The sequence below is a fragment of the Citrobacter braakii genome, from assembly GCF_009648935.1.
Lineage (GTDB): Bacteria > Pseudomonadota > Gammaproteobacteria > Enterobacterales > Enterobacteriaceae > Citrobacter > Citrobacter braakii.
Genome location: NZ_CP045771.1, coordinates 799,197 through 824,587, shown reverse-complemented (window position 1 = coordinate 824,587; position 25,391 = coordinate 799,197). Strand labels below are relative to the sequence as shown.

At 53.0% G+C, this 25,391-nt stretch carries 28 protein-coding genes; 12 read left to right on the top strand and 16 right to left on the bottom strand.

Annotated features, from left to right (window positions below; genetic code table 11):
- The first annotated feature begins 82 nt into the window (after positions 1-82).
- The 6 genes from GFC06_RS03765 to fabY all read left to right on the top strand — a co-directional run bounded on the left by GFC06_RS03765 (position 83) and on the right by fabY (position 4,806).
- Positions 83-979, top strand: coding sequence for a sugar kinase (locus GFC06_RS03765; RefSeq protein WP_141876131.1), 897 nt, complete (start codon positions 83-85; stop codon positions 977-979).
- Between the two features lie 33 nt (positions 980-1,012).
- On the top strand, positions 1,013-1,816 hold the full coding sequence (locus tag GFC06_RS03760; protein WP_016155173.1) for a DeoR/GlpR family DNA-binding transcription regulator: 804 nt from the start codon (positions 1,013-1,015) through the stop codon (positions 1,814-1,816).
- 104 nt (positions 1,817-1,920) lie between these two features.
- Positions 1,921-2,520: a glucose-1-phosphatase gene (yihX, locus tag GFC06_RS03755; protein ID WP_016155174.1), complete on the top strand. Its 600-nt coding sequence runs from the start codon at positions 1,921-1,923 to the stop codon at positions 2,518-2,520.
- A complete protein-coding gene (locus GFC06_RS03750) occupies positions 2,514-3,386 on the top strand; it encodes a virulence factor BrkB family protein (protein ID WP_019077938.1) in 873 nt (290 codons plus the stop codon). Before yihX ends, GFC06_RS03750 begins: the two co-directional genes overlap by 7 nt.
- Positions 3,383-3,820: a D-aminoacyl-tRNA deacylase gene (gene dtd / locus GFC06_RS03745; RefSeq protein WP_003028671.1), complete on the top strand. Its 438-nt coding sequence runs from the start codon at positions 3,383-3,385 to the stop codon at positions 3,818-3,820. Before GFC06_RS03750 ends, dtd begins: the two co-directional genes overlap by 4 nt.
- Positions 3,821-3,864: 44 nt before the next feature.
- Entirely contained in the window at positions 3,865-4,806 is a 942-nt protein-coding gene (fabY, locus tag GFC06_RS03740) for a fatty acid biosynthesis protein FabY (protein WP_049282313.1), read from the top strand.
- Positions 4,807-4,823: 17 nt separating this feature from the next.
- Here the strand turns inward: fabY and GFC06_RS03735 are convergent, their stop codons facing one another.
- The 3 genes from GFC06_RS03735 to GFC06_RS03725 form a co-directional block, all read right to left on the bottom strand.
- On the bottom strand, positions 4,824-5,276 hold the full coding sequence (locus tag GFC06_RS03735; protein WP_103767199.1) for a helix-turn-helix domain-containing protein: 453 nt from the start codon (positions 5,274-5,276) through the stop codon (positions 4,824-4,826).
- Positions 5,273-5,584 carry a type II toxin-antitoxin system HigB family toxin gene (locus tag GFC06_RS03730; RefSeq protein WP_019077936.1) on the bottom strand — a complete coding sequence of 104 codons (312 nt, stop codon included), beginning with the start codon at positions 5,582-5,584 and terminating at the stop codon, positions 5,273-5,275. Before GFC06_RS03730 ends, GFC06_RS03735 begins: the two co-directional genes overlap by 4 nt.
- A gap of 84 nt (positions 5,585-5,668) precedes the next feature.
- The gene (locus GFC06_RS03725; protein ID WP_047497507.1) at positions 5,669-6,598 is read right to left on the bottom strand and encodes an alpha/beta hydrolase; all 930 of its coding nucleotides are present in this window, start codon (positions 6,596-6,598) and stop codon (positions 5,669-5,671) included.
- 204 nt (positions 6,599-6,802) lie between these two features.
- On the opposite strand from GFC06_RS03725, the gene GFC06_RS03720 reads away from it, so the two are divergent.
- Together GFC06_RS03720 and GFC06_RS03715 are read left to right on the top strand one after the other, a co-directional pair.
- Complete coding sequence (locus tag GFC06_RS03720; RefSeq protein WP_016155181.1) at positions 6,803-7,045, top strand: ribbon-helix-helix domain-containing protein; 243 nt, start codon at positions 6,803-6,805, stop codon at positions 7,043-7,045.
- The gene (locus tag GFC06_RS03715) at positions 7,045-7,419 is read left to right on the top strand and encodes a type II toxin-antitoxin system VapC family toxin (RefSeq protein WP_016155182.1); all 375 of its coding nucleotides are present in this window, start codon (positions 7,045-7,047) and stop codon (positions 7,417-7,419) included. Before GFC06_RS03720 ends, GFC06_RS03715 begins: the two co-directional genes overlap by 1 nt.
- A 36-nt stretch (positions 7,420-7,455) precedes the next feature.
- Here the strand turns inward: GFC06_RS03715 and fdhE are convergent, their stop codons facing one another.
- Genes fdhE through fdnG form a run of 4 tightly spaced genes read right to left on the bottom strand, consistent with a single transcriptional unit; the run spans position 7,456 to position 12,979 of the window.
- Positions 7,456-8,385, bottom strand: a complete 930-nt coding sequence (fdhE, locus tag GFC06_RS03710) for a formate dehydrogenase accessory protein FdhE (protein WP_003028685.1) — start codon at positions 8,383-8,385, stop codon at positions 7,456-7,458.
- On the bottom strand, positions 8,382-9,017 hold the full coding sequence (fdoI, locus tag GFC06_RS03705; RefSeq protein WP_003028686.1) for a formate dehydrogenase cytochrome b556 subunit: 636 nt from the start codon (positions 9,015-9,017) through the stop codon (positions 8,382-8,384). The genes fdhE and fdoI overlap by 4 nt, the downstream gene beginning before the upstream one ends.
- A complete protein-coding gene (gene fdoH, locus GFC06_RS03700) occupies positions 9,014-9,916 on the bottom strand; it encodes a formate dehydrogenase O subunit beta (RefSeq protein WP_003028691.1) in 903 nt (300 codons plus the stop codon). Before fdoH ends, fdoI begins: the two co-directional genes overlap by 4 nt.
- 12 nt (positions 9,917-9,928) lie before the next feature.
- Positions 9,929-12,979, bottom strand: a complete 3,051-nt coding sequence (gene fdnG / locus GFC06_RS03695) for a formate dehydrogenase-N subunit alpha (protein ID WP_088583081.1) — start codon at positions 12,977-12,979, stop codon at positions 9,929-9,931.
- Positions 12,980-13,173: 194 nt separating this feature from the next.
- Between fdnG and fdhD the strand changes: the two genes are divergently transcribed.
- Together fdhD and GFC06_RS03685 are read left to right on the top strand one after the other, a co-directional pair.
- Complete coding sequence (gene fdhD, locus GFC06_RS03690; protein ID WP_049040549.1) at positions 13,174-14,010, top strand: formate dehydrogenase accessory sulfurtransferase FdhD; 837 nt, start codon at positions 13,174-13,176, stop codon at positions 14,008-14,010.
- A gap of 128 nt (positions 14,011-14,138) precedes the next feature.
- Entirely contained in the window at positions 14,139-14,351 is a 213-nt protein-coding gene (locus GFC06_RS03685; protein WP_003825262.1) for a YdgH/BhsA/McbA family protein, read from the top strand.
- 56 nt (positions 14,352-14,407) lie between these two features.
- Here GFC06_RS03685 and GFC06_RS03680 read toward each other — a convergent pair whose 3' ends face one another.
- From GFC06_RS03680 to GFC06_RS03655, 6 genes are all read right to left on the bottom strand, one after another.
- Positions 14,408-16,153, bottom strand: a complete 1,746-nt coding sequence (locus GFC06_RS03680) for a putative frv operon regulatory protein (RefSeq protein WP_153689846.1) — start codon at positions 16,151-16,153, stop codon at positions 14,408-14,410.
- Entirely contained in the window at positions 16,153-17,223 is a 1,071-nt protein-coding gene (locus tag GFC06_RS03675; protein WP_153689845.1) for an aminopeptidase, read from the bottom strand. The genes GFC06_RS03680 and GFC06_RS03675 overlap by 1 nt, the downstream gene beginning before the upstream one ends.
- Positions 17,213-18,658 (bottom strand): PTS fructose-like transporter subunit IIBC, encoded by a 1,446-nt coding sequence (locus GFC06_RS03670; RefSeq protein ID WP_153689844.1) that lies wholly within the window; start codon positions 18,656-18,658, stop codon positions 17,213-17,215. Before GFC06_RS03670 ends, GFC06_RS03675 begins: the two co-directional genes overlap by 11 nt.
- A 10-nt stretch (positions 18,659-18,668) precedes the next feature.
- Positions 18,669-19,115 carry a PTS fructose transporter subunit IIA gene (locus GFC06_RS03665; RefSeq protein ID WP_049282350.1) on the bottom strand — a complete coding sequence of 149 codons (447 nt, stop codon included), beginning with the start codon at positions 19,113-19,115 and terminating at the stop codon, positions 18,669-18,671.
- A 182-nt stretch (positions 19,116-19,297) separates the two neighbouring features.
- A complete protein-coding gene (locus GFC06_RS03660; RefSeq protein ID WP_016157884.1) occupies positions 19,298-19,621 on the bottom strand; it encodes an AzlD domain-containing protein in 324 nt (107 codons plus the stop codon).
- A complete protein-coding gene (locus tag GFC06_RS03655; RefSeq protein ID WP_016155191.1) occupies positions 19,621-20,280 on the bottom strand; it encodes an AzlC family ABC transporter permease in 660 nt (219 codons plus the stop codon). Before GFC06_RS03655 ends, GFC06_RS03660 begins: the two co-directional genes overlap by 1 nt.
- 101 nt (positions 20,281-20,381) lie before the next feature.
- Here GFC06_RS03655 and GFC06_RS03650 point away from each other — a divergent pair, with 101 nt between their 5' ends.
- Complete coding sequence (locus tag GFC06_RS03650) at positions 20,382-20,930, top strand: helix-turn-helix domain-containing protein (protein ID WP_016155192.1); 549 nt, start codon at positions 20,382-20,384, stop codon at positions 20,928-20,930.
- 336 nt (positions 20,931-21,266) lie between these two features.
- Positions 21,267-22,664, top strand: a complete 1,398-nt coding sequence (locus GFC06_RS03645; protein ID WP_153689843.1) for a carbohydrate porin — start codon at positions 21,267-21,269, stop codon at positions 22,662-22,664.
- A gap of 291 nt (positions 22,665-22,955) precedes the next feature.
- On the opposite strand, the gene rhaM is transcribed toward GFC06_RS03645, so the two are convergent.
- The 3 genes from rhaM to rhaD all read right to left on the bottom strand — a co-directional run bounded on the left by rhaM (position 22,956) and on the right by rhaD (position 25,369).
- Positions 22,956-23,270 carry an L-rhamnose mutarotase gene (gene rhaM / locus GFC06_RS03640; RefSeq protein WP_016155195.1) on the bottom strand — a complete coding sequence of 105 codons (315 nt, stop codon included), beginning with the start codon at positions 23,268-23,270 and terminating at the stop codon, positions 22,956-22,958.
- Positions 23,267-24,415 carry a lactaldehyde reductase gene (fucO, locus tag GFC06_RS03635; RefSeq protein WP_016155196.1) on the bottom strand — a complete coding sequence of 383 codons (1,149 nt, stop codon included), beginning with the start codon at positions 24,413-24,415 and terminating at the stop codon, positions 23,267-23,269. Before fucO ends, rhaM begins: the two co-directional genes overlap by 4 nt.
- A 126-nt stretch (positions 24,416-24,541) precedes the next feature.
- Positions 24,542-25,369, bottom strand: coding sequence for a rhamnulose-1-phosphate aldolase (gene rhaD / locus GFC06_RS03630; RefSeq protein ID WP_016155197.1), 828 nt, complete (start codon positions 25,367-25,369; stop codon positions 24,542-24,544).
- Positions 25,370-25,391 lie beyond the last annotated feature (22 nt).

Sequence of the window (25,391 nt, the reverse complement as noted above, 5' to 3'; positions counted from 1 at the left end):
GGTCAAAAAATTGACAGCCGTCACTTTTTAAACATTTTGTGAAATTAAAATGATCCCATCTTGAAACGCCTAAGGAACGACCATGATTCGTATTGCTTGTGTAGGTATTGCCGTGATGGATCGCATCTATTACGTGGAAGGTTTACCGACTGAAGGAGGTAAGTATGTGGCGAAGCGTTATACGGAAGTGGGCGGCGGGCCTGCTGCAACGGCCGCAGTGGCTGCAGCGAAGCTGGGCGCTAAGGTGGACTTTATTGGCCGTGTGGGCGATGACGACACCGGAAATAGCTTGCTGGCGGAGCTGGAGTCCCTGGGGGTAAATACCCGCTATTCCCGGCGCTACGCGGGGGCGAAGTCTTCACAATCGGCAATTATGGTTGATGCGCAAGGGGAACGGATTATCGTTAACTATCCCAGCCCGGATTTACTGCATGATGCTGACTGGCTCAATGAGATCGATTTTACCCAGTGGGATGTGGTGTTGGCGGATGTTCGCTGGCACGAAGGGGCCAGGCAGGCGTTCACATTGGCACGTCGGGCGGGAGTGATGACGGTACTGGATGGTGACGTAACGCCACAAGATATCCGCGAGTTGGTGGCATTAAGCGATCATGCTGCGTTTTCTGAACCCGGTCTGGCGCGTTTAACCGGGATAAACGATCCTGAAGCCGGACTGAAACAAGCACAAACGCTCACAAATGGTCACGTTTATGTAACGCGGGGCAGTGAAGGCTGTGACTGGATAAAAAATAATACGTTGCAGCATCAATCTGGATTTAAAGTCGACGTTGTTGACACTACGGGGGCGGGGGATGTTTTCCATGGTGCGCTCGCGTTTAGCCTGGCCGGTGGCGACCTCCCGGAAGAGGCCGTCAGGTTCGCCAGCGGGGTTGCTGCGCTAAAATGTACGCGTCCGGGAGGAAGGGCCGGAATCCCTGACTGTGATCAAACCCGATCTTTTCTGTCACTTTTTGTATAAAATGCCAGGGCAATGGTTTTTCGAGGAAATTTCATGAGTCTTACCGAACTGACCGGTAACCCGCGACACGATCAACTGCTTATGCTGATTAGCGAGCGCGGTTATATGAATATCGACGAGCTGGCCAGCCTGCTGGATGTGTCCACGCAGACCGTGCGTCGTGATATTCGTAAACTCAGCGAGCAGGGATTAATTACGCGTCATCATGGTGGCGCGGGCAGAGCCTCCAGCGTGGTGAATACGGCGTTTGAGCAGCGTGAAGTCTCCTGGACGGAGGAGAAAAAAGCCATCGCGGAAGCGGTGGCGGACTACATTCCCGATGGGTCAACGGTGTTTATTACCATTGGCACCACCGTTGAGCAGGTGGCCCGCTCGCTGTTAAACCATAATCATTTGCGCATTATCACCAACAGTCTGCGCGTGGCGCACATTCTTTATAACAATCCACGTTTTGAAGTCATGGTGCCGGGGGGAACGTTACGCCCGCACAACAGTGGCATCATTGGTCCTTCTGCCTCGGCATTTGTCGCTGATTTTCGGGCCGATTACCTGGTAACCAGCGTTGGCGCGATCGAAAGTGATGGCGCGCTGCTGGAGTTTGATGTCAATGAAGCCAGCGTAGTGAAAACGATGATGTCGCACTCAAGACACATTCTGCTGGCAGCGGATCATACGAAATATACGGCTTCTGCCGCGGTAGAAATTGGTAACGTCTCTCAGGTGACCGCGCTGTTTACCGATGAATACCCAGGTCCCGCATTGCATAATTTACTCCAGTCACAACAGGTTGAAATTGTGCAGGTGAGTCCTTCACAAGATGATGCTTTGGCCGTGTAATTCCTCAGATGATGGCTCGATAAGTTCGAAGCCATCACTCTCACATAGTCAAACTTCTCCTTTCCCGCTACAGTTATTCATCCACGGCGAATAAGGAGAAGGGCATGCTCTATATCTTTGATTTAGGTAATGTGATTGTCGATATCGACTTCAACCGCGTGTTGGGCACATGGAGCGATCTGAGCCGTGTACCGCTGGCCTCGCTGAAGCAAAGTTTCACCATGGGGGAGGCTTTTCACCAGCACGAGCGAGGTGAAATAACGGATGAAGCCTTTGCCGAGGCGCTATGTCATGACATGGCGCTGCCGCTAAGTTACGAGCAGTTCTCTCACGGCTGGCAGGCCGTTTTTGTGGCATTGCGCCCTGAAGTCATCGACATCATGCATAAGCTGCGTGAGCAGGGGCATCGGGTGGTCGTCTTGTCGAATACTAACCGTCTGCACACAACATTTTGGCCGGATGAATATCCTGAAATTCGTCAGGCTGCTGACCATATTTATCTTTCCCAGGATCTGGGCATGCGAAAACCGGAAGCGCGGATTTACCAGCATGTCCTGCAGTCTGAAGGTTTTTCTGCGGAAGATGCGGTCTTTTTTGACGACAACGCCGATAATATTGAAGGAGCTAACCGGTTAGGGATTACCAGTATCCAGGTCGTCGATAAAACGACCATTCCTGACTATTTCGCGAAGTTGTTATGCTAAAAAATGTTCAGCAACAAGCCAGGCACCATACGCGTCCTGTACGGGCCTGGCTGAAGCTACTATGGCAGCGGATTGATGAGGACAACATGACGACGCTGGCAGGGAATCTTGCCTACGTTTCACTGCTCTCATTAGTGCCGCTTATCGCCGTTGTGTTTGCTCTTTTCGCCGCATTTCCGATGTTTTCCGACGTCAGTGCCCAGCTACGTCATTTTATTTTCGCAAACTTTATCCCGGCGACGGGAGACGTCATCCAGCGTTATATCGAACAGTTTGTCGCCAACTCGAACAAAATGACGGCCGTTGGGGCATGTGGGCTGATTGTCACGGCGTTATTGCTGATGTATGCCATTGATAACGCTCTGAATACTATCTGGCGCAGTAAGCGCACTCGTCCCAAAGTTTACTCTTTCGCCGTCTACTGGATGATATTAACGCTGGGGCCGCTGCTGGCGGGGGCTAGTCTGGCGATCAGCTCTTATTTGTTGTCATTGCGCTGGGCCAGCGATCTCAACTCGGTGATTGATGACGTCTTGCGTATTTTCCCTCTGGTGCTTTCCTGGCTCTCGTTCTGGCTGCTTTACAGCATTGTACCGACTACGCGCGTACCCAATCGTGATGCGGTTATTGGCGCCTTTGTGGCCGCCGTGTTGTTCGAGGCCGGAAAGAAAGGATTTGCGCTCTACATCACGATGTTCCCGTCGTATCAGCTCATTTACGGTGTCCTGGCGGTGATCCCCATTTTATTTGTCTGGGTATACTGGACGTGGTGTATCGTCTTGCTTGGCGCGGAAATAACTGTCACTCTCGGGGAATACCGCAAACTTAAACAAGCCGCAGAACAAGAAGAAGCAGATCAACCATGATTGCATTAATTCAGCGCGTAACCCGTGCCAGCGTCACCGTGGAGGGCGAGGTGACGGGTGAAATTGGCCCAGGACTTTTGGTCCTGTTAGGTGTCGAAAGGGATGATGACGAACAGAAAGCGAACCGTCTGTGCGAGCGCGTACTCGGCTATCGAATCTTTAGCGATGCCGAAGGAAAAATGAACCTCAACGTGCAGCAATCAGGTGGCAGTGTGCTGGTGGTTTCACAGTTCACGCTGGCGGCAGATACCGAACGCGGCATGCGCCCGGGGTTTTCGAAAGGCGCTGCGCCCGAGCGGGCTGAAGCGCTGTATGAATACTTTGTTGAGCGTTGCCGCCAACAGGAAATGAATACGCAAACCGGTCGATTCGCTGCGGATATGCAGGTTTCACTGGTTAATGATGGCCCCGTGACGTTCTGGTTACAAGTATGAACCAGCTACCGGTGTGGCCGCGGGCAACAAGAGAGAATACGACTATGTATCACCTTCGAGTACCGCAAACAGAAGAAGAGTTGGAGCGTTACTACCAGTTTCGCTGGGAGATGTTGCGTAAACCGTTGCACCAGCCCAAAGGCTCCGAACGGGATGCCTGGGACGCGATGGCGCATCACCAGATGGTGATGGACGAAGAGGGAAATCTGGTCGCGGTCGGGCGTCTGTATATCAATGCGGATAACGAAGCCTCCATACGCTTTATGGCCGTTGACCCCTCAGTGCAGGAGAAAGGGTTGGGCACGCTGATGGCGATGACCCTGGAGTCTGTGGCGCGTCAGGAAGGGGTAAAGCGCGTAACCTGTAGCGCCCGTGAAGATGCGGTTGAATTTTTCGCCAAACTGGGGTTTGTGAGTCAGGGCGAAATTACCACGCCACAAACCACGCCGGTGCGCCATTTTTTGATGATTAAACCCATCGCAACGCTGGATGACATTCTCCATCGCGGGGACTGGTGCGGACAGCTACAGCAAGCCTGGTACGAACATATTCCATTGAGTGAGAAAATGGGCGTGCGCATTCAGCAGTACACCGGGCAGAAATTTATTACTACGATGCCAGAGACTGGCAATCAGAACCCGCACCATACGCTGTTTGCCGGAAGCCTGTTTTCACTGGCGACGTTAACGGGCTGGGGGCTTATCTGGCTGATGCTGCGCGAGCGTCATCTGGGGGGGACGATAATCCTCGCCGACGCGCATATCCGATATAGCAGGCCAATTACCGGGAAACCTACCGCTATTGCCGATCTGGGCTCGCTGAGCGGTGACCTGGACCGTCTGGCAAGAGGCCGTAAGGCGCGCGTTCAGATGCAGGTCGGGGTGTTTGGCGATGACACGCCGGGCGTCGTGTTTGAAGGTACCTACATTGTGCTACCCGCGAAACCGTTTGGCGCATATGAAGAGGGCGGGAATGAGGAAGAGTAGGTCAGAGGGGATCCTCTTTACTCGATGAATGCGTCTGCCGGAAGGTTAAAGCGTTCTGCGAGCATTTTAATATGACTTACAGTCAGTGCTCTGCGACCATTCAAGATGTTGCTGACATTAGATTTTGAACCAAGTTCGTTGGCAAGATCTGCTGCTTTGAGACCATATTGATCCATGAGCGTACGCAGTAACGCAACGCCATGAGGAGTATGTTCCAGTTGTTGGTTGAGGGCACTGAACTCAGGCGCATGTTTTTCGTAGTCGCGGATCCGAGCTGAAAGCAGCTCAAACAACGGGTTTTCCAGGTCGTCACGATCAACCAGAAACTCCACCAAAGCGAGTGCTTTTCGGTACTCTGTCTCATTTTGTTCTTTGCCTAACAGGGGGATTTTTTTCACTGCATCGGTAAAGGTATCGATCATCAATTTTACACTGGCTGTGTCTATATGATGACTTTCATGCGTTCTCATTCTTTGTGACCCCGATAGTATGTGGTTAGTCTGTCATACTCGGCATGGTGAACGATATGCTTCACAAATACCTTTTGCAGTTTGAAATCAATATAGGCAATAAGTCTCAAGCAGTTACCTGAAACATTAATCACCCACCATTTATTTCTGTATTTAAAATTATCCAGTGAAGGTATGTACTGCTTCATCTCTTCAGGAGTGTGGAACATTTTTTTCTCTAAAATATTCAGCAAATCAACGAGTGCTGCCATGTGGTTTGGAAAACGGAGTATTGCCTCGTTGAAAGGTTTTCGGCTGATAACATGCATGGTGTAGTTCCATTACAAGGTTTTCAACCTGAAAACAAAATAACGCAAGGCAATTAAGTTTTCAAGATGAAAACAAAAGATTAATCAAGCATGTCTTCCTGCTATAGGATTAACGACGCGCCAGGCCACATCTCGCATAACATTTCGTGCCGCCTGGCTCACTCCTGCCAGCTGGAAAAATCCGTGGATAACGCCAAGATAGCGTTGGCAGGTGCACTCCACGCCCTGCTCCAGGAACCGTTGATACAGGGCCTCACCCTCATCGCGCAGTGGGTCGAATTCGGCTGTAATGATGTGCGTGGGCGGCAGACCGTTGAAGTCTTCACGCCAGACTGGGCTGGCTTCGGGATGCCGCAGATCGGTTTGCGGCAAATACATCTCGTAGCCCGAAAGCAACGTGTCACGTGTGATAATGTAATCCTGCCCATTTCGGTCGTAGCTCTCAAACCTGGCGGTCGCGTCCAGCATCGGGTAAATCAGCATTAGCTGCGCAGGTTGCCATTGATTGGCAGCTTTCAGGCGCAGTGCAGTGATCAGCGCCAGATGCCCGCCCGCACTGTCGCCAGCAAGCGTAATCCTGCCGCGATCGACACCCAGTTTCTGGGCATACTTCCAGATAATATTGGCTCCCGTTTCAGCGTCGTTATGTGCAGCCGGGAAAGTATGCTCTGGTGCAAGGCGATACTGCACCGCAATGACCCGACAGCCGCTGTACCAGGCGAGCTGCCTTAGCTGGTTATCATGCGTCGCGAATCCACCACTGACAAAGCAGCCGCCGTGATAATAGATAACGCAGGGTCGATTTTCCGTGGCGTCCCGCGGCGAAACAACGCGAAATGTCATTGCATCGAGTTCAATATCTTCAACCTGTACGCGGGTTTCAGTTTCTCCTGCCAGTACCGTGCTGGCAATGTAGCCTGCTCTCCGTTCATCAATATTTTGCTCGCGCGAAGAAGGGCGTCCCGCTGCGATAAATGCCTCAACCAGCTGTGCAATCCCGCTTTCCAGTGCCATTTATTATTTTCCTTATCTGTATGGATATACAGTTTTATAACCTGGATAGCCACGAATGAGAATGGGAAAAGTGACGGGTGTACGATTCTGGAAAGCGGCTCGCAAAAGTAAAAATCGTTCGCGTGAAGGCTATTTTCTCGCTTTTCTCGGGTGTATGTTGTGTGGAAATTAATCGCCAATGATATACTGGAGGTATATGTGAGTATGATGGCTGGGATGGATATGGGCAGAATTTTACTCGATTTATCAGACGAAGTGATCAAACGTCTTGATGATCTCAAGGTGCAGCGTAATCTGCCGCGGGCCGAGCTTTTGCGGGAGGCTGTTGAACAGTATCTTGAGAGGCAGGATCAAGCTGAAACGACAATTTCACGTGCTCTTGGGCTATGGCAAGGTTGTGAGGAAGATGGCGTTGATTATCAGCGTAAACTCCGTGAGGAATGGTAATGGTCACAGGATCTGCGCTTTTTGATACCAACATCCTCATCGACCTGTTTAGCGGGCGAAGTGAAGCAAAACTAGCGATAGAAACATGGCCGCCGCAGAACGCAATCAGCCTCATTACATGGATGGAGTTGATGGTGGGTGCAAAAAAATATCATCAGGAATCTCGCACACGCGTTGCGCTAGGCGCTTTTAATGTGATCGGTGTTTCACAGGATATTGCTGAACGAAGCGTGAGTATCAGGCAGGAATATGGGATGAAATTGCCGGATGCCATCATTTTGGCCACTGCGCAGATTCATCGTCTTACACTGGTTACGCGTAATACCAGGGATTTTGCAGGCATATCCGGCGTGGTCACACCGTATACGTTATAACCCGGGCGACCTGCGCCGCCCGGTAGTGCGAAGAACTTACTCCCCTTCACCCGGGAACAGGAACGGGTTGATGGAGCTGCGGGCAAAGCCCTCTTGCTCCATGTGTGCGTCCAGCATCAGTGAAGCGAGATCGTCGGCTACGGCCTCGACTTTCGGGTCTTTTTCCTGATAGAGAATCTTCAGGTAAGTCCCGCAATCGCCGCAGCTTTCAGCTTTAATTGCCGCCTGTTCGTTATCCAGCGACCAGTAGTTCAAATCACGGCTCTGCTCGCAGTTGCTGCACTTCACGCGCACCACGTGCCACTCGGTTTCGCACAGGTTGCAGTGCAAATAGCGCAGCCCCTGAGTGGTACCGATTTGCACCATGCTGGAGACCGGCATTGAACCACACACCGGGCAGTACTGACGCTGTTCGCCGTATTCCGCACGGGCTTTGCCGGGGATCAGGCTCGCCATCTGCGCCCAGTAGAGCGACAGGGCAGCCCAAATGAACGGTGCTTTGTCGCTGCTGACGGAGGCGAAATCGGAGGCAAACAGCGCGCTGGCCATCAGTTCCAGCTCCTGCTCCGAGGCTTTTTCCAGATTCTCGATCACGGCCAGCGCAGGGCCGCTCATTTCCGGCTTCAGCTCAGCAATTAGCGATTGCAGCAGTTTTTGCCAGTGCTTGTCGCGTGGCAGAACGTGGATATCCAGTGGCGGTTTGCCCTGATCGTTCGCTTCTTTGATGCGAGCGGTCAGATCCATCTGCAGCGGATGGTCGTACAACACCACTTCCTGCGCGTGAGCGATCAGCGCGGCAAAACGCAGGTAATCACCCAGCGGGTTGTTCTCGGCCAGCTCGCGCAGACGTTCAGCGCGGCGGTTATACAAATTTTTGAGTCTGGGGAATAATAACGGCGGAATCATATCCGCCGTGCGTTTCTCGCTCTTCTCCAGCTCATCTTGCGGGATTATGCGAATACTCATTCAGATGACTTTTCCTGTTTCTGGCGGACTTCACGGTACCAGCGCGGGTGATGTTTCTTCGCCCATGAGCTGGTAACCCATCCTTCCACCATCGCGGTAATGGTGCCTTTCACCCAAAGGGCGGCGTAAATGTGCACCATGATAACCACAATTAACGCTACTGCGGCAAATGAATGCAGCATTAACGCGAATCGGATCACCGGGATTGAGAAAGCAGGCGCAAAATACGGACGCCAGATGACCACTCCGCTCACCAGCAACAGGACCAGGAAGATAATCGCCGCCCAGAATACGCATTTCTGGCCGAAGTTATAACGTCCCGTGTCACCTACTTCCTCGTTGACGACAATCTTACGAATATTCTTCGCCCAAAAGATATCATCCCGATTGATTAGATTGTGGTGCCAGTAACGGAAAAACATGATGATAAACGAGGCAAACATGATCACGCCGACAAACGGGTGCACAATTCGCGCCAGTTGCGGCGTGCCCATGATGTGCATCAGCCAGTTAAAAGACGGGAAGAGAAAACCCATCCCGCTCACTGCCGCCAGAATGAAACAGAAGGCGGTGATCCAGTGGTTGATGCGTTCCGGCGCTGTGTAGCGCACGATGGTGTCACGTCGTTTCATTTGCGCACCTCGTCTTTTTCTTCATGCAGATTGTCTTCTTCCTCTTCCGCACGGTTCGGGCCTACGCCGACGTAGTGGAAGATACTGGCCGCAAATGTCGCTGCAAAGCCGACGGCTGCGAGAGGTTTCCAGATGCCTTTCCAGAACTTCACGGTGGCGCTGATTTCCGGGTTCTCCGGCAGACCGTGGTACAGATTCGGCTTGTCCGCATGGTGCAATACGTACATCACGTGCGTACCGCCAACGCCTGCCGGATCGTACAGACCCGCGTTTTCGTAACCACGCGTTTTCAGCTCCGCCACGCGCTCACCGGCCAGCGTTTTCATCGACTCTTTGGTGCCGAAATGAATAGCGCCGGTTGGACACGTTTTCACGCAGGCTGGTTCTTGTCCGACCACTACACGGTCAACGCACAGCGTACATTTGTAAACGCGGTTGTCTTCCGGGTTGAGGCGCGGCACGTCGAACGGGCAGCCCGCGATACAGTAGCCACAGCCGATGCACTGCTCGGACTGGAAGTCGACGATACCGTTGGCATACTGAATGATTGCTCCTTCGGCCGGACACGCCTTCAGGCAGCCCGGATCGGCGCAGTGCATACAGCCATCCTTGCGGATTAGCCACTCCAGTTTGTCGTTTTGTTCCACTTCCGAGAAGCGCATTACCGTCCAGGATTTAGCGGTCAAATCAGCCGGGTTGTCGTACACTCCAACGTTGTTGCCCACTTCATCACGGATGTCGTTCCATTCTGAACACGCCACCTGACACGCTTTACAGCCGATACAGGTGGTGACGTCGATAAGCTTCGCCACCTCTTCCTGATGGTCCCGCGCCTGAGGCGCGGGGGTGAAACCGTTAGTGGCGGAACGACGAATGATGTCTTGCGATTGATAAGCCATAGGTCGTCTCCGTTACACCTTTTCCACGTTCACGAGGAAGGACTTAAATTCCGGCGTCTGCGTGTTCGCATCACCGACGAATGGCGTTAACGTGTTAGCGATAAAGCCTTTTTTCGCCACACCTTCGTAGCCCCAGTGAATCGGGATTCCGATAGTGTCGATATCCTGACCGTTGGCCTTCAACGTGCGAATACGTTTAGTCACTACCGCTTTGGCTTTAATGTAGCCACGGTTAGAGGAGACTTTGACGGTATCGCCATGAGAGATACCGAGCTTATTCGCCAGCTTCTCGCCAATTTCCACAAACTGCTCCGGCTGGGCGATAGCGTTAAGCAGCGCATGCTTAGTCCAGTAGTGGAAGTGCTCGGTCAGACGGTAGGTCGTACCGACGTACGGGAACTTATCCGCTTTACCCAGTGCTTCCGCGTCACCTTTAAAGATACGTGCGGCAGGGTTAGAGATAACGTTCGGGTGCAGCGGGTTAGTCCCCAGCGGCGTTTCAAACGGCTCGTAGTGTTCCGGGAACGGACCTTCTGCCATCTTATCGATAGCAAACAGGCGTCCCATCCCTTCCGGCTGCATGATGAACGGCCCAACGTTGCTGCCCGGCGCGGCGGCACTGTAGTCTGGAATATCCATCCCGCTCCATTTCGCCCCGTCCCATTTCAGGATCTGACGTTTTGGATCCCACGGATTCCCCTGCGGGTCAGCGGAGGCGCGGTTATACAGAATGCGGCGGTTGAGCGGCCACGCCCATGCCCAGCCCAGCGTATTGCCAAGGCCTGACGGATCGGCGTTATCGCGACGTGCCATCTGGTTGCCTTCCGGCGTCCAGCTACCGGCAAAAATCCAGCAGCCGCTGGAGGTGGTACCGTCGTCACGCAGTTGGGCGAACGAGCTAAGCTGTTGGCCTTTCTTGACGATAACGGCACCGGTGGCCGGGTCGATAATGTCGGCCAGGGCTTTACCGTTGCTTTCCATCGCCACTTCTTCCGAAGCCGGTTCGTGTGGGGTGGAGTAGTTCCAGGTCATGCTCAGTACCTGTTCCGGGTTCGCGCCACCCTGCTCGGCATACATCTTGCGCAGACGCAGGAAGATACCGGCGAGGATTTCACCATCGGTAACGGCAATCCCCGGGGCATCCGCACCTTTCCAGTGCCACTGCAGCCAGCGACCGGAGTTGACGATAGAACCGTTCTCTTCGGCGAAGCAGGTGGACGGCAGACGGAATACTTCGGTCTGGATTTTCGACGGGTCAACATCGTTCGACTCACCGTGGTTCTGCCAGAAGGTGGAGGTCTCTGTGTTGAGCGGGTCGATGGTGACCAGGAACTTCAGTTTGGATAGCGAAGCCACCACCTTGTTTTTATTCGGGAATGATGCGACCGGGTTAAAGCCCTGGCAGATATAGCCATTCACTTTGCCCTGGTTCATCATCTCGAAGTACTGCAGGACGTCGTACCCTTTATCCCACTTCGGCAGCCAGTCGAAGCCCCAGCTGTTTTCCGCTGTCGCTTTATCGCCAAAGAAGGCTTTCATCATCGAAACGAAGAATTTCGGGTAGTTGCCCCAGTAGTTCACCTGGCCTTCCAGCAACGGTTTTGGCGTGTTGGCGGCAAGGTAAGTTTGCAGGTCAGTTTGCTTCTCGCTTGGCAGCGTCATATAGCCCGGCAGGCTTTGTGACAGCAGACCTAAGTCGGTCAGACCCTGAATGTTAGAGTGTCCGCGCAGGGCGTTAACGCCGCCGCCTGCCATCCCCATATTACCCAGCAGCAACTGGATCATCGCCATGGTACGGATGTTCTGCGCACCAACGGAGTGTTGCGTCCAGCCCAGTGCGTACAGGAACGACGCGGTTTTATCTGGGCGGCTTGTTTCTGCGATGTACTCACAGACCTTCAGGAAGTCGGCCTTTGGCGTACCGCAGATATTTTCTACGACGTCCGGCGTGTAGCGGGAGACGTGCTGTTTCAGCAGGTTCCATACGCAGCGCGGGTGTTGCAGGGTGACATCGCGTTTGGCGAAGCCTTTTTCATCCAGTTCGTAGTTCCAACTGGTTTTGTCATACTTGCGTTTGTCCGCGTCGTAGCCGGTAAACAGGCCATCTTCGAAACCGTAATCCTCACGCACGATCAGGCTTGCGTTGGTATAGGCTTCAGTGTATTCGCGGTTGAATTTTTCGTTGTTCAGCAGGTACAGCAAAACGCCTGACAGGAAAGCAATGTCAGTACCGGAACGAATCGGAGCATAGAAATCAGCCACCGCCGCGGTTCGCGTAAAGCGCGGATCGATAACAATCAGCTTCGCGCCGTTGTGAATTTTGGCTTCCATCGCCCAGCGGAACCCGACCGGGTGAGCTTCAGCGGCGTTACCGCCCATTACCACAACGAGGTTGGCGTTTTTAATGTCGACCCAGTGGTTGGTCATCGCACCGCGACCAAATGTTGGAGCAAGACTTGCTACCGTTGGTCCGTGTCAGACGCGTGCCTGGTTGTCGACCGCGAGCATACCAAGCGCGCGGGAGAATTTTTGTGTTAAATAGCCGGTTTCGTTACTGGAAGCGGAAGCACACAGCATCCCGGTGGAAAGCCAGCGGTTAACGGTTACGCCTTCGGCGTTTTGTGCAACGTAGTTAGCGTCGCGATCTTCTTTCATCAGCTTAGCGATGCGGTCAAATGCCTCATCCCAGCTAATCTGTTGCCACTTATCAGAGCCAGGTGCGCGGTATTCCGGGAATTTCAGGCGGCTTTCAGAGTGGATGAAGTCCACAAGTCCTGCCCCTTTCGGGCACAGTGCGCCACGGTTCACCGGGTGATCCGGGTCCCCTTCGATATGGAAGATGGATGCTTTGGCGTTTTTTGCTCCGTCACCGAGACTGTACATTAACAGTCCACAGCCAACGGAACAGTAAGTGCAGGTGTTACGGGTTTCGCGGGTGCGCAGCAATTTATATTGCCGTGTTTCCGCTAGCGCTACGCCGGGTGCAAAGCCCAGTGCCGCTGCCGTGGTGCCTGCCATACCGCCAGCGCAGATCTTAAAGAACTGCCTTCTGCTGACCTGCATGGTTCGCTCCTTGTTTCGACATTGTCACGTTCCCTTCGTTTTCCTATAACGCGAACGCGAGGGAAGTGGTTGTTATTTTTCTTTGCGGACGGGACCGCAAAGGTCCAGAATTGGGTGAATTTCCCTCCGTCCAGGAGGGATTTGTAAAGAATACCACAATGTTGGTATGCGTGTTCCAATACGGTTAAAAGAAAGTGAATAAGATTATTCAAGAAAACATCAAGAATGTGACATCTCCGACAGGATCTCGTCAGTTGACCCTCTGGAAGCGCGAGGACTTGCAACATCCTCAGCCAGATGAGGTAGCTGAAGAAGTGCCTGTGGCGCTGGTATACAACGGGATTTCACACGTGGTGATGATGGCATCACCGAAAGATCTTGAGCACTTCGCGATGGGTTTTTCACTTTCTGAAGGCATTATTGAGTCCTCGCAAGATATTTACGGGATGGACGTGGTGCCTTCCTGCAACGGATTAGAAGTGCAGGTTGAGCTGTCCAGTCGGCGCTTTATGGGGCTGAAAGAGCGTCGTCGCGCACTGGCCGGTCGGACTGGCTGCGGTGTTTGTGGCGTGGAACAACTTAATGATATTGGCAAACCGGTCCAGCCGCTGCCGTTTACCCAGACATTCAATCTGGCGCATCTCGATAACGCCTTAAGGCATCTCCCTGATTTCCAACCTGTTGGGCAACTGACAGGCTGCACGCACGCGGCTGCCTGGGTACAGCCGTCAGGTCATCTGGCGGGCGGGCATGAAGATGTTGGACGTCATGTTGCGCTGGATAAACTGCTGGGACGACGTGCGATCGAAGGGGAAACCTGGCAGCAGGGCGCGGTATTAGTCTCCAGCCGCGCCAGCTACGAGATGGTGCAGAAGTCGGCAATGTGCGGCGTGGAAATCCTGTTTGCTGTTTCTGCGGCGACAACGCTCGCTGTGGAAGTTGCCGAACGCTGTAACCTGACGCTGGTGGGTTTTTGCAAACCGGGCCGGGCGACGATTTATACACATCCCGAGCGTCTGATAACTGAGTAACCAGTGTTCAATTAATTTGAATAAGACTGGCAAATCCTTCCGCTTTTAGTTGTGCGATGAGATGGCTATTATTTATCACATCAAGGCACGGTGCCTTAATCAAACAACTAAGTTAAAGGGTTTATATCATGAAAAGCATCAAAACTTTTGTCGCAGTTATCGCTCTGGCTACTTCTTTCGGTTCTTTCGCTGCTCAGACAGTTACCGCAACCGGTTCTACACTGGAAAGCGCTGAAGCAAAAATTGCCGCTCAGGCTGAACGTGCAGGTGCCAGCGATTATAAAATCACTCAGGCATACACCGGCAACCGCGTGCACATGACCGCTGAACTGCTGAAATAAAATACCTCAGTACTGTCGAAAGAGCGCCCTTGAGGCGCTTTTTTCATTTCCGGTATTCACTGCCTGAGCAATTCGATAAACGCGTTATAGTCTTTCAATCCCGCAATAGTTTCTGCCGGATGGCTGCTCAGCACGCTGGATAAATAACTGAAGATTTTTAGCTCATGCCGCGCCTCGGCGGCGGCACAGGCGATCAGGACATGGCTGACCGGTTCGTTATTCACCAGAATAGGGTGTGCGAGGGTAATAAAGAAACCACGAAAGCGGCGCTCCTGTTCGCTCCAGCAATGAGGAATCGCCAGGCGATTCACGATCAGGTTTTCACCTTCATGCTCCCGGGCGCAAATGCGCAGCGCTTCGTCCTCGGTGATATGGCTCTGTGCCACAAGCTGGCCGCAGATCCGGCCGATGATACTCTGCCAGCTTTCGGTCTTCATATTGGCGTAATGGAAGCTGCCCGGCTGTAAAAAGAAACGTTCGGGCTGCTGGCGGATAAAGGCCGTCGCGAGGAAGTGTTTAATCTGCTCGGTACCCGCAGCGGTGATGATGTTCTTGATGGTTAAGGTATTTTTTATATATTCATCAAGTAAATAGTGACTATTGTTGATGATTAACAGTGGGGTGATTTCTTCACTGATGGCGCTGACTTCACTCGTATTTCGCGCAATGATCACCCGACAATTCAGAACATCTCGCTCAATGGCCTGTTGGTTGATGGTGGCGATAGCATTCTGGTCGGATAACAAAATGACCGGCTGGCGCTCGTTTTGATGGCGCTCCAGTGCGCAGGCGAAGTAAAGCCCGATGAGGTCGCTATCGAACAGTGGGATATCCAGTTTTTCACGCAACAGGGCAATAAAACGCAGACTCAAATCGAAGGCGGCAGGCCAGGTCGACTTCAGGTTGTGCATACTGCTCTGGCGATGTTCTGGTACCCAAACTGGGGCAGAGACGCATCTCAGCAGGTGGCCGGTAATATTATCAACCAGTTGGGTATCGATAACGTTCAACGCAGCGATGCCGGGAACGCTTTTTAACAACAAGGTCACCGCATCGGCAGAAATTGTCATTGCCTGCCGTTGTCTGATTTCCAGAAGGCCGATCAGTGTTCTGACGGCGTTCTCGCCCAGGTAGACTCCTCCTTGTTCCACCGCGTTTTTCAGTGATACATACCGACACTCCGGCCATGACCCGGAGAGCTGGTTACGCAGGGCATAGACGGCCAGCACCAGACTTGCCAGGTACTCTCCCGAGATGAGCGGGAATTCATTAAGTTTTTCACATGCTGCATTGAGCCTGTCGATATTGTCCCGGGTAATACCCGGCAGTGGAATTAAGAGGGGATCTTTTTTAAGCAGATTCGCCAACAGGATAATGCGCTTTTCTTCTGGTTCATCAATGAAATGACCGACGCCCGGGCGGCTGGCAAGACAAAAGGCCCGCTCATAGCGCTGCTTCAACCGTGGGAGACGATCGGCCACCCAGGTTTCAGGTAAATTGAGCGCCGAAGCCAGCTGTACACGCGGTGTAAAGGTATTGAGCAGAAGAAAGGCCAGCAACCGGTCATCATTATCATGGCGTTGCAGAAGCTGAAAATAACCGCGTCTGTCGACAATTTCCAACTGATAGCCCGCACTGCCACCGGGCTGAATGCGGGCCTTACCGCTGAGGGTAAAATTGAGGTAGTCAATATCGCGCAGGATGGTTCTGCCTGAAACGCCAGTTTGCCGCGCCAGGTCGCCCAGCAAACACGGCTGCTGTTCAAGAAGATCCACCAATTTTAACTGGCGTTCCGAAAGCATTAACTCTCCCGGCGAAAGTCAGTAAGCGCGCGGACCTTTTCGGTCGACAGCGAGGTGAGCAGTTCGCGCACCAGCGTAAACAGCGCGTCGTAATCCGATGCGGAAATCATGCCGCTGTTGGCGTGGAGATAGCGAGTCGGCAGGCATAGCGCCGCCACCGGACGACCGCCGCCCATAACGTTATAGCGTCCACCGTCCGTCGCCCCGGTTTTCATGGTGCAAAACTGCAATGACGCACCGCTGTTTTCTGCACACGCTTTTAATGTGGCAACCAACTGCTGATTAGGGAAATAGCGCTTATCGAACAGCATCAGCCCTGGGCCCTCGCCAAGCTTGAGTGGGTATTTAATGCTGTCGATTCCGGGCACATCGCCCGCAACCGCAGTATCCAGCACGATCACCACATCGGGCTTGATATGCTCCGCTGAGGTTTGCGCCCCGCGTAAACCCACTTCTTCTTCCACGCTGCCCACGCCGTACAGGGTAATTTCAGGGTTATCCACGGTTTGTAAAAGCTCGGTCATCAGGGCACAGCCGACGCGATTATCCAGCGCTTTGCCGACGATCTTATCTTCGCCCCAGCGAGCGAAATTGGCTTCCGGGCTCACGAAATCACCGATCGCAATTCCGCGGTTTTCTACTTCTTCGCGGCTGTTGGCGCCAATATCGATGAACATTTCGTCAAATGTCAGAGGTTGCTGTTTCTGCTTTTCCGTTAAGGCGTGCGGTGCCACGGAGCCGATTATGCCAGGGATTTTAACGCCCTTGCGGGTGCGGATGGCGACCCGGTGGTTCAGCATCGACTGGCTCCACCAACCGCCAATGGTGGTGAAGCGCAAAAAGCCGCTTTCGTCGATATGCGTGACCATAAAGCCCACTTCATCCATGTGGCCGACGATGGCAACCTTCGGCCCACGGTTGCCTTTGCGTGCGACAAAACTGCCGAGGCCGTCAAAAGTGATTTCATCGACGCTGGAATCCAGCGCATTAATGAGAAGAGTGCGAACTTCCTGCTCATCACCGCTGACGGCGCTGGCTTCGCATAACTGCTGAAGTAACTCAATGTTCATGGGCAAGCTCCTGCTGCGCGGCTTTACGTTTCAGCCACAATCCTTTCAGGATGATAATTAACGAAATGTTCAGCGCCAGACCGATAGCCAGCACCAGGTAAAATGACCCCACCGGAGACATCAGGCCAATTAGCGGATCAAAGATACCTAAACCCGGCGCGAGACGTTTGATTCCAAAGGCGATGACCAGCATGCCGGTAATACCACCGGAGAGCGTATTGGCGGTAATCATCGGCAGCGGCGCGGCCAGCGCATAGGGGATTGCCGGTTCGGTGGCGACGGTGGCACCCACTACAATCGCACTGCTGGCGGCGGCCTTCTCCTGCTGGGTAAACAGTTTCGGCGCTAAATAGGTGGCGATACCTGCCGCGACGGGCGGCATCAGCGCCACCACGCCGACGATGGCGTACCAGTCATAGATATGTTTTTCCAGCAGTGAGAAGCAGAAGAACCAGGCCGTTTTATTGATTGGCCCGCCCATATCAAATGCCAGCATTGCGCCAACGAGGAAGGCTGCGCCCATTTTCATTGAAGGGGGAATGGTATTCAGGAAATGCAACAGGCCGCCCATAAGATCGGACATCACCGGGCCGATGACGTAATAAGTCAGGACGCCAAACACCAGCAAAGTGACAAACGGGATCAGCATGGAGCCGAGCAGCGGCTGCAACGCTTTGCCGAGTCGAACCTTGCGAAACCAAAGCACAAAGTAGCCAATTGCCAGCCCGAGTACGACCGCGCCGAGAAACCCCGCGCCGGACTGGGTGCCGAGAAGACCTTTATCGTTCGCCAGGTAACACACCAGAAACGCCGGGGCAAAAGCGGGCTTATCGGCAATCGACCACGCGATGTATGCCCCCATAATGGGGATCATAAAGGTGAAACCCAGATAGCCGATGGATTCAACAACCCAGGTGAACGACGGCGCACCTTTCGACATATCGGCATAGGGCAAACCGAACTGTACCAGCATATTAGCGATGGCAACCAGAATACCGCCGCCAATAACAAACGGCAGCGCGGCGGAAACGCCAGCCATCAGGTGGCTCATCACGCTACCGTGCTGGACCTCCTGTTTTCCCAGCTTCACGCTGCTATCAGTGGCAAAAAGTTGTGAATGAGTCGGTAACTGCGTAAAAATCAGGTCGATATTTTTCAGCGCCTGGGAAATGGCTATTTCATAGACTTTTTTCCCGGCGAAACGCGCCCGGTCTTCACCGCTCAGGCCGCGACCTGTAGCCAGAATAACGTAATCGGCAGCGGCAATTTCTTCACTGGTCAGTCGGTTTTCGATGCCGCTTGAGCCCTGGGTTTCGACTTTAATCGTATGGCCGAGCGAGCGCGCTTTTTGCTCCAGCGCTTCTGCCACCATATAAGTGTGGGCGATACCCGCCGGACAGTTGGTAATCGCCACTAAACGCAAGGATGACTCCATAGCCGCTTCCTTATGAGGTTAAGGTCTGATTGAGCAGGGCGAGTACCTGGTCGGTGTCGCCTTGCTTCAGTTGGTTGATGAAATCTTGATGGATAATTTTGCGGCACAGGGTGCCGATAATTTTGACCTGATCGTCCTCGCCCGTTTGTGGCACGCCGAGGCAGATCCAGCAGTTAACGTCCTCGCCGTCGCTGGCTTTCCAGTCCACTTTTTCTGATTTGCGCGCGAACAAGACGAAGGGGCGTGTGATACAGGCGCTTTTACCGTGTGGGACGGCAATGCCCGAACCAAAGCCGGTGGAATGCAGCTTTTCGCGTATCAGCAGCGTTTGCAGGAAGGCGCTGCGGTCAGAGACGTAGCCATTTTGAAGCGCCATATTCGCCAGTTGCTTGAGGATGGCATAAACGCTATTCCCCTGAATATTCAGGTCAATGCAGTTAGCTGTAAGGGCTGTCATGGTGGGACTCCGTTAAAAACTGTTTGATTTGATTTTAACGGTGAGATGGTGAAGAGATGAGCAGCAATATGTCAGCGGGAAGTGACAATTTGAGGCAGAGTTAGCGCCTGGTTTTGTGGGGTAAAACACATAACGCTACAGGTGATTACCCTGATGAATATTTCGCCAGGGTAATTATATAGTTAGTGTATACCCACCATTCGTAACAGCGCGGTTACCACTGCGGCGGCAACGATCACCACGATCAGCGGCATCTTACGCCAGGCGAGAAATACCGCAAAAGCCACGCCGAGTACGCGCGCCATCCCGGCAAAGTGTTCGCCTTCGTAAAAGGTGGTCGCCAGCGCAACGGAGAACAGTAATACCGTTGCGGCGTCGGAAAGCAGCGCCTGCGAGCGTTCTGAGAACGCTAAACGGCTTCCAAGCTTAGCTCCCCCTAAACGCATTAAATACGTTCCCACAGATAACATGGCGATACCGACGATAAACAGCGTCATATTGCCCATTATTTTTTCCTCGTCAGTAAGCCAAAGAGTGAGAGCAAAACCGGTAAACCGACCGGCGCAAAGGGAATGGCGGCAAGCGACAACGTGGCGCCGCTACAGGCACGAATCAGCGTAGTGCGGTTTTTGAATGCCGGGACGACCAGAGCCAGCAGAATGGCAGGGAAGACGGCATCCAGACCGATGGTTTCCGGGGCAGGGAGCAGTTTGCCGACGCCTGCGCCGATCAGGGTGCCAACAGGCCAGAAAATTGCGACGCCCAGACCACACAGCCAGTAGGCGGCTTTACGTTGCTCAGGCGTTTTTTGCGACAGGCCAAAGACCACGCTTTCGTCGTTCATAATATGACAGCCGAGGAAACTGGCAGCCCGGGTGCCTACCAGATCGCGCACGGTGACGCCGAACGGCACGTGTCGGGCGTTAACCAGTAAACCCGCAGCCGCAGCCGCCAGTGGATTACCACCGCTGGCGATAATGCCGATAAACATAAACTCGGACGCGCCCGCCAGCACTGTAATAGAGAGTACAAACGGTACCCACAGCGGGAAGCCGTAGGCCATCGCCAGCGAGCCGTATGACATGCCGACTACACCGACGGCCAGACAGACTAAAAATATTGCTTTTATCGTGTCGCCTTTGAGACTGGAAAAATAATGTTTCATACCGTTTTAGCCATATCGAACGAGTTTCCATTATAATGAACGTGACTAATTGGCTTTACAAGTCGAACAATTCGTTCGATATAAAAAACATGGAGTCGTGAATGACCCAGCCCATCAGTATGATCGCGAAAAGTCTGGTGCGTGAACGTCAGCGCACCGGTTTGTCGCTGGCGGAGATTGCCCGTCGCGCAGGGATTGCAAAATCGACACTCTCGCAATTGGAAGCGGGCAATGGAAATCCTAGCCTGGAAACGCTCTGGTCGCTGTGTGTGGCGTTAGATATTCCCTTTGCGCGCTTGCTGGAACCGCAGGAGCAAAAAACGCAGGTGATTCGCCGCGGCGAAGGGACAAAAGTCGTGGCTGAGCAGGCCCACTATCAGGCCATTTTACTGGCCGCCTGCCCACCGGGTGCGCGGCGGGATATCTATCTGCTGCTGACGCAGCCGGGCGCGGATCGTATTTCACAACCGCATCCACCGGGATCGGTTGAACATATTATCGTAACGCAGGGTAAGGCGATGGTGGGATTGACGGAAGCGCCGGAAGAGTTAGGTGAGGGGGATTATATTTGTTACCCCGCCGATCAAGCGCATATCTTTAAAGCACTGGAGCCTGACACTCAGGCGATTCTGGTTTCTGAGCAGAGTTAATTGAACGCTTATTAAATAAAGGTGCGGCGATTATCGTTCGCGCCTTTATTATTTTTAATTATGTTTTATTGTTATTCATATAAAATTGTTTTTATTATTTTTAGTTAATTTCAGCACTATTGTTATATCCCTCACATTCTTACTTATATCTACGTTACACATAATAAAATCAGTATGATAATAAATATTAGCCTGCACTGGTGCCACGTTTTAATGTTCTGAATTTATTTCAGTCATCGGTATCGTATTACCTATAAAAATATTTTTTGGATTTGCATGTTGCGCGTCTTCCGGTCGGAAGACGTTGGGCGATCTTTATTTCAAGGAAAGCAAATAATGAAGAAATCGACGTTAGCTTTAGCAATAGGTCTATTATTAGTGGCAAATAATGGCTTTGCTAAAACGCAAAAAATGACTCTGGAACAGCGGCTCGAACAACTGGAGGCTCGGCTGGAAGCTGCGGAAAACCGCGCGGCAAAAACGGAAAATCAGGTGCAGCAATTGCAGGTACAGCAGGCTGCGGAGATCCAGGAAATTAAAGTTGCTCAGGGGAATACGCCAGTCAACGGCACTACGCCCGCGCAAGAGACCAAAAAGAACGCCACCGCCCCTAACCTGGTGCTCTCCGGCTATGGCGATCTGAAAATCTACGGCGACGTGGAATTCAACATGGATGCGGAAAGCAACAAAGGCGTGCTGGCGGCAACCAATTCGAATGTGGGCGACCCAACCAATGAACGCTGGGATCTGAACGGACGCATCCTGCTGGGCTTTGACGGTATGCGTAAGCTGGATAACGGCTATTTCGCCGGTTTCTCAGCGCAACCGCTGGCTGACATGACGGGTTCGGTCAATCTTGATGACGCCGCTTTCTTCTTCGGTCAGGAAAATGACTGGAAAGTAAAAGTCGGTCGTTTCGAAGCTTACGATATGTTCCCGCTGAATCAGGATACCTTTGTTGAGCATTCAGGGCATACCGCCAACGATTTGTATGATGACGGTAGCGGCTACATCTACATGATGAAAGAAGGTCGTGGCCGTTCTGATTCCGGCGGCAGCTTCCTGATGAGCAAACAGCTCGATAACTGGTATTTCGAGTTAAATACCCTGCTGGAAGATGGTACCTCGCTTTATCAGGATAGCAGCTATCATGGTCGTGAAATGGAGCAGGAGAAAAACGTGGCTTATCTGCGCCCGGTCGTCGCCTGGACGCCGGTGGATGCGCTGACGATTTCTGCGGCCATGGAATCGAACGTTATCAATAACGCCTATGGATATACCGATGCTCAGGGCAACTTTGTCGATCAGTCCGATCGTACCGGTTACGGTATGACGATGACCTGGAACGGTCTGAAAGCCGATCCGGAAAATGGCCTGGTGTTTAACCTGAACACCGCTTATCTCGATGCGGATAACGAAAAAGATTTTACGGCGGCGGCCAACGCTCTGTGGAAGCGCTTTGAACTGGGCTATATCTATGCTCATAACAAGATCGACGAATTTAACGGTCTGATCGATCACGATGATAATGACTGGTTCTACAATGAGGGCACTTACGATATTCATACCATTCACGCGTCTTATTTAATTCCGAATGTGATGGATATGCAGAACTTTAATATTTATCTCGGCGCTTATTATTCGATGATTAACAGCGATAACAGCAATCCGGAGAATTATACCGACGACGACGACCGTTACGGCGCGCGTCTCCGTTTCAAATACTTCTTCTGATTTTCCGTTCTCAGGCGCCTGGATTCAGGCGCTTTTTTCTTAGAGCCTGGTCATCAGGCTTTTATTTTCCCACCCAGTTATTTTTGATTTTGAACTTGTCGGCGCGGTTGTAGCTACACGAGTAGTTAAATGCAGTCCCGTCTTCCAGTTTGGTGACGCCGGAGACTTTCAGCATCGGTATGCCTGAGCAGGTGCCGGGTTGTGGGGAAAAGGCGTGGATGACAAAACGAACGCAATGCTGCTGACGGGAGAAAAAGGTTTCCTCCCCCGTCAGGGGAGGAAACAGAGCGGTTAAGGCAGATAAAATACTTCTTTTAGCTCAGCGCTGACCGGGCTGTTGTCCGGATTGGCGGGCATGACATCACGCATATGCTTCCACCAACGCTGGCAAACATCGGTGCTGGCAACGGCGTTCCAGCGCTCTTCTGACTCAATCTCGACGGTGGCGAACAGCAGGTTGCGTTCCTGGTCGAGATAAATCGCGTAGTGATGGGCACCGTGCTCTTTCAGCACCGCTTCCAGTTCTGGCCAGATGGGATTGTGCCGACGTTGATACTCAACGTGCGCGTCGGCATTCACCTGCATCACAAAGGCCTTGCGGATCATAACGCCTCCAGATACAGCTCGCGGACCTCATCGCGGCTGGCGGTGCGTGGGTTACACGGCGCACATGGATCGGCGAGGGCTTTATCCAGCCAGCCTTCAATATCCTCTTTCGTCACGCCAAGGGAACTAAAACCAGCCGGAATACCTACACGCTTGCTCAGGGCACGAATCGCGGTGATGGCCTCCATGCTTGCCGCTTCGTCGCTCATCCCGCGGGTGTCCACTCCCATCGCCTGCGCCACTCGGGCAAAACGCGCCACGGCGTTAGGGCGGTTAAAGTTTTCGATGATCGGCAGCAGGATGGCATTGCAGACGCCGTGCGGCAGATTATGGGTCGCGCCTGGCTGGTGTGCCAGCGCATGCACCAGACCCAGACCAGCACTGTTGAATGCCATACCCGCCAGATACTGACCAAACGCCATTTGCTCACGGGCCTCGAGGTTATGACCATCGTCGACCGCTTTCGGCAGCCACAGGTTGATCAGGCGAATCGCTTCCAGGGCGTTGGCGTCGGTGAGCGGATGCGCGCCAACGGAAACATAGGCTTCCACCGCGTGAGTCAGGGCGTCCATGCCGGTTGCGGCGGTAACGGAGGCTGGGATTTCCAGCATCACGCTGGCGTCATCCACGGCGATATCCGGGATGATGTTCGGGTCGATGATCACCTCTTTGACCTTGCGGGCAGAGTCGATAATGACCGCGTTGCTGGTCATCTCTGCTGCTGTACCAGCAGTGGTATTGATGGCAACCAGCGGCACGCCCGCATTTTTCACTTTGCCTACGCCGGAGTAAGCGGTAGAAGGGCCTGGGTTGGCGGTCAGGATCTTCACCGCTTTGGCGGTATCGATCGGGCTGCCTCCGCCGAAGGCGATAATATAGTCACATTCTGCCCCCTGATATGCCGTAAAACCTTTCTGTACCAGCTCTTCTGTCGGATTCGGGAACACCTCATCAAACAGGTGGTAAGACATTTGATGTTCATCCAGTGCGGCAAACAGGCTATCCAGCAGGCCCAGCTTCACCAACTGACCATCGGTGACGATCAGCGCTTTGCCCCATTGTTTATTCGCCACGAGATTCACCATATCGGCAATCGCGCCGGCGCCATGCAGGCTAATTTTTGGCAGTGCCAACATAAAGCTCATCACTATTCTCCTAAAAAAAAATCCCTGGTGCCCGATGGCATTACGCTTATCGGGCCGACGGTGAAACGTGCATCGTCATGTAGGCCGGATAAAGCGAAGCCGCATCCGGCGTTGAGTTGGCAGGTATCAGTACAGCTCTACGGCGCTTGCCAGCGGAGTCACGCCAAAGCGTTTAGCCAGTGCTACCAGCTCTTCACGTGTGATGGTCTGCTTCATACCGCCCATCGAATAGATTTTGACTAAAACTTCGGCGGATTTTTCTGCGGTATCTATCAAGCCAAATGCTTCGTCGAGGGAGGGACCGCTGCCGAACACGCCGTGGAACGGCCACAGTACCAGCGAGTGTTTCTGCATTTCCTCGGCGGTTGCCTGACCGATTTCATCCGTACCCGGCACCATCCACGGCAGAATGCCGACGCCATCCGGGAACACCACCAGACATTCGGTGCTGCCTTCCCACAGTTTGCGGGTAATCAACGGGGTGTTGTTTTCCAGCACGTAGGTCAGGGCGATCAGGTTGGTAGCATGGCAGTGCATGATCACGCGGTCTTTGCCGTTCGTCGCTTTAATACGCTCGCAATGGGAGAGGAAGTGAGCCGGCAACTCGGAGGTTGGCACCGCTTCGTGGGTCAGGCCCCAAAGGATGTGGTAGCCCGCGCCGTCGCTGTCTACTTTCACCACGCCCAAATTTGCCGCGGGATCGAGCTGAACGTTACGGAAAAATTTACCGGAACCGGTGACGATAAACGGCGTGTTTGCCAGCAAAGGCATTGGCTGACTTAGCGCGATATAGCGCGGTTTTTCGTGGAAATCGGCGCTAAATGGCGCAATGTCAGCCTCATCCAGACGCAGCGTCAGATTGCCGCCGTTACGTTCGTCCCAGCCTTTCAGCCACGCGTCGGAAGTGGCTTTGATCATCCCCTGGACGAACCAGGAATTAGTCATGTTTTGCATATTCGGTGATCCTGTTGATTGC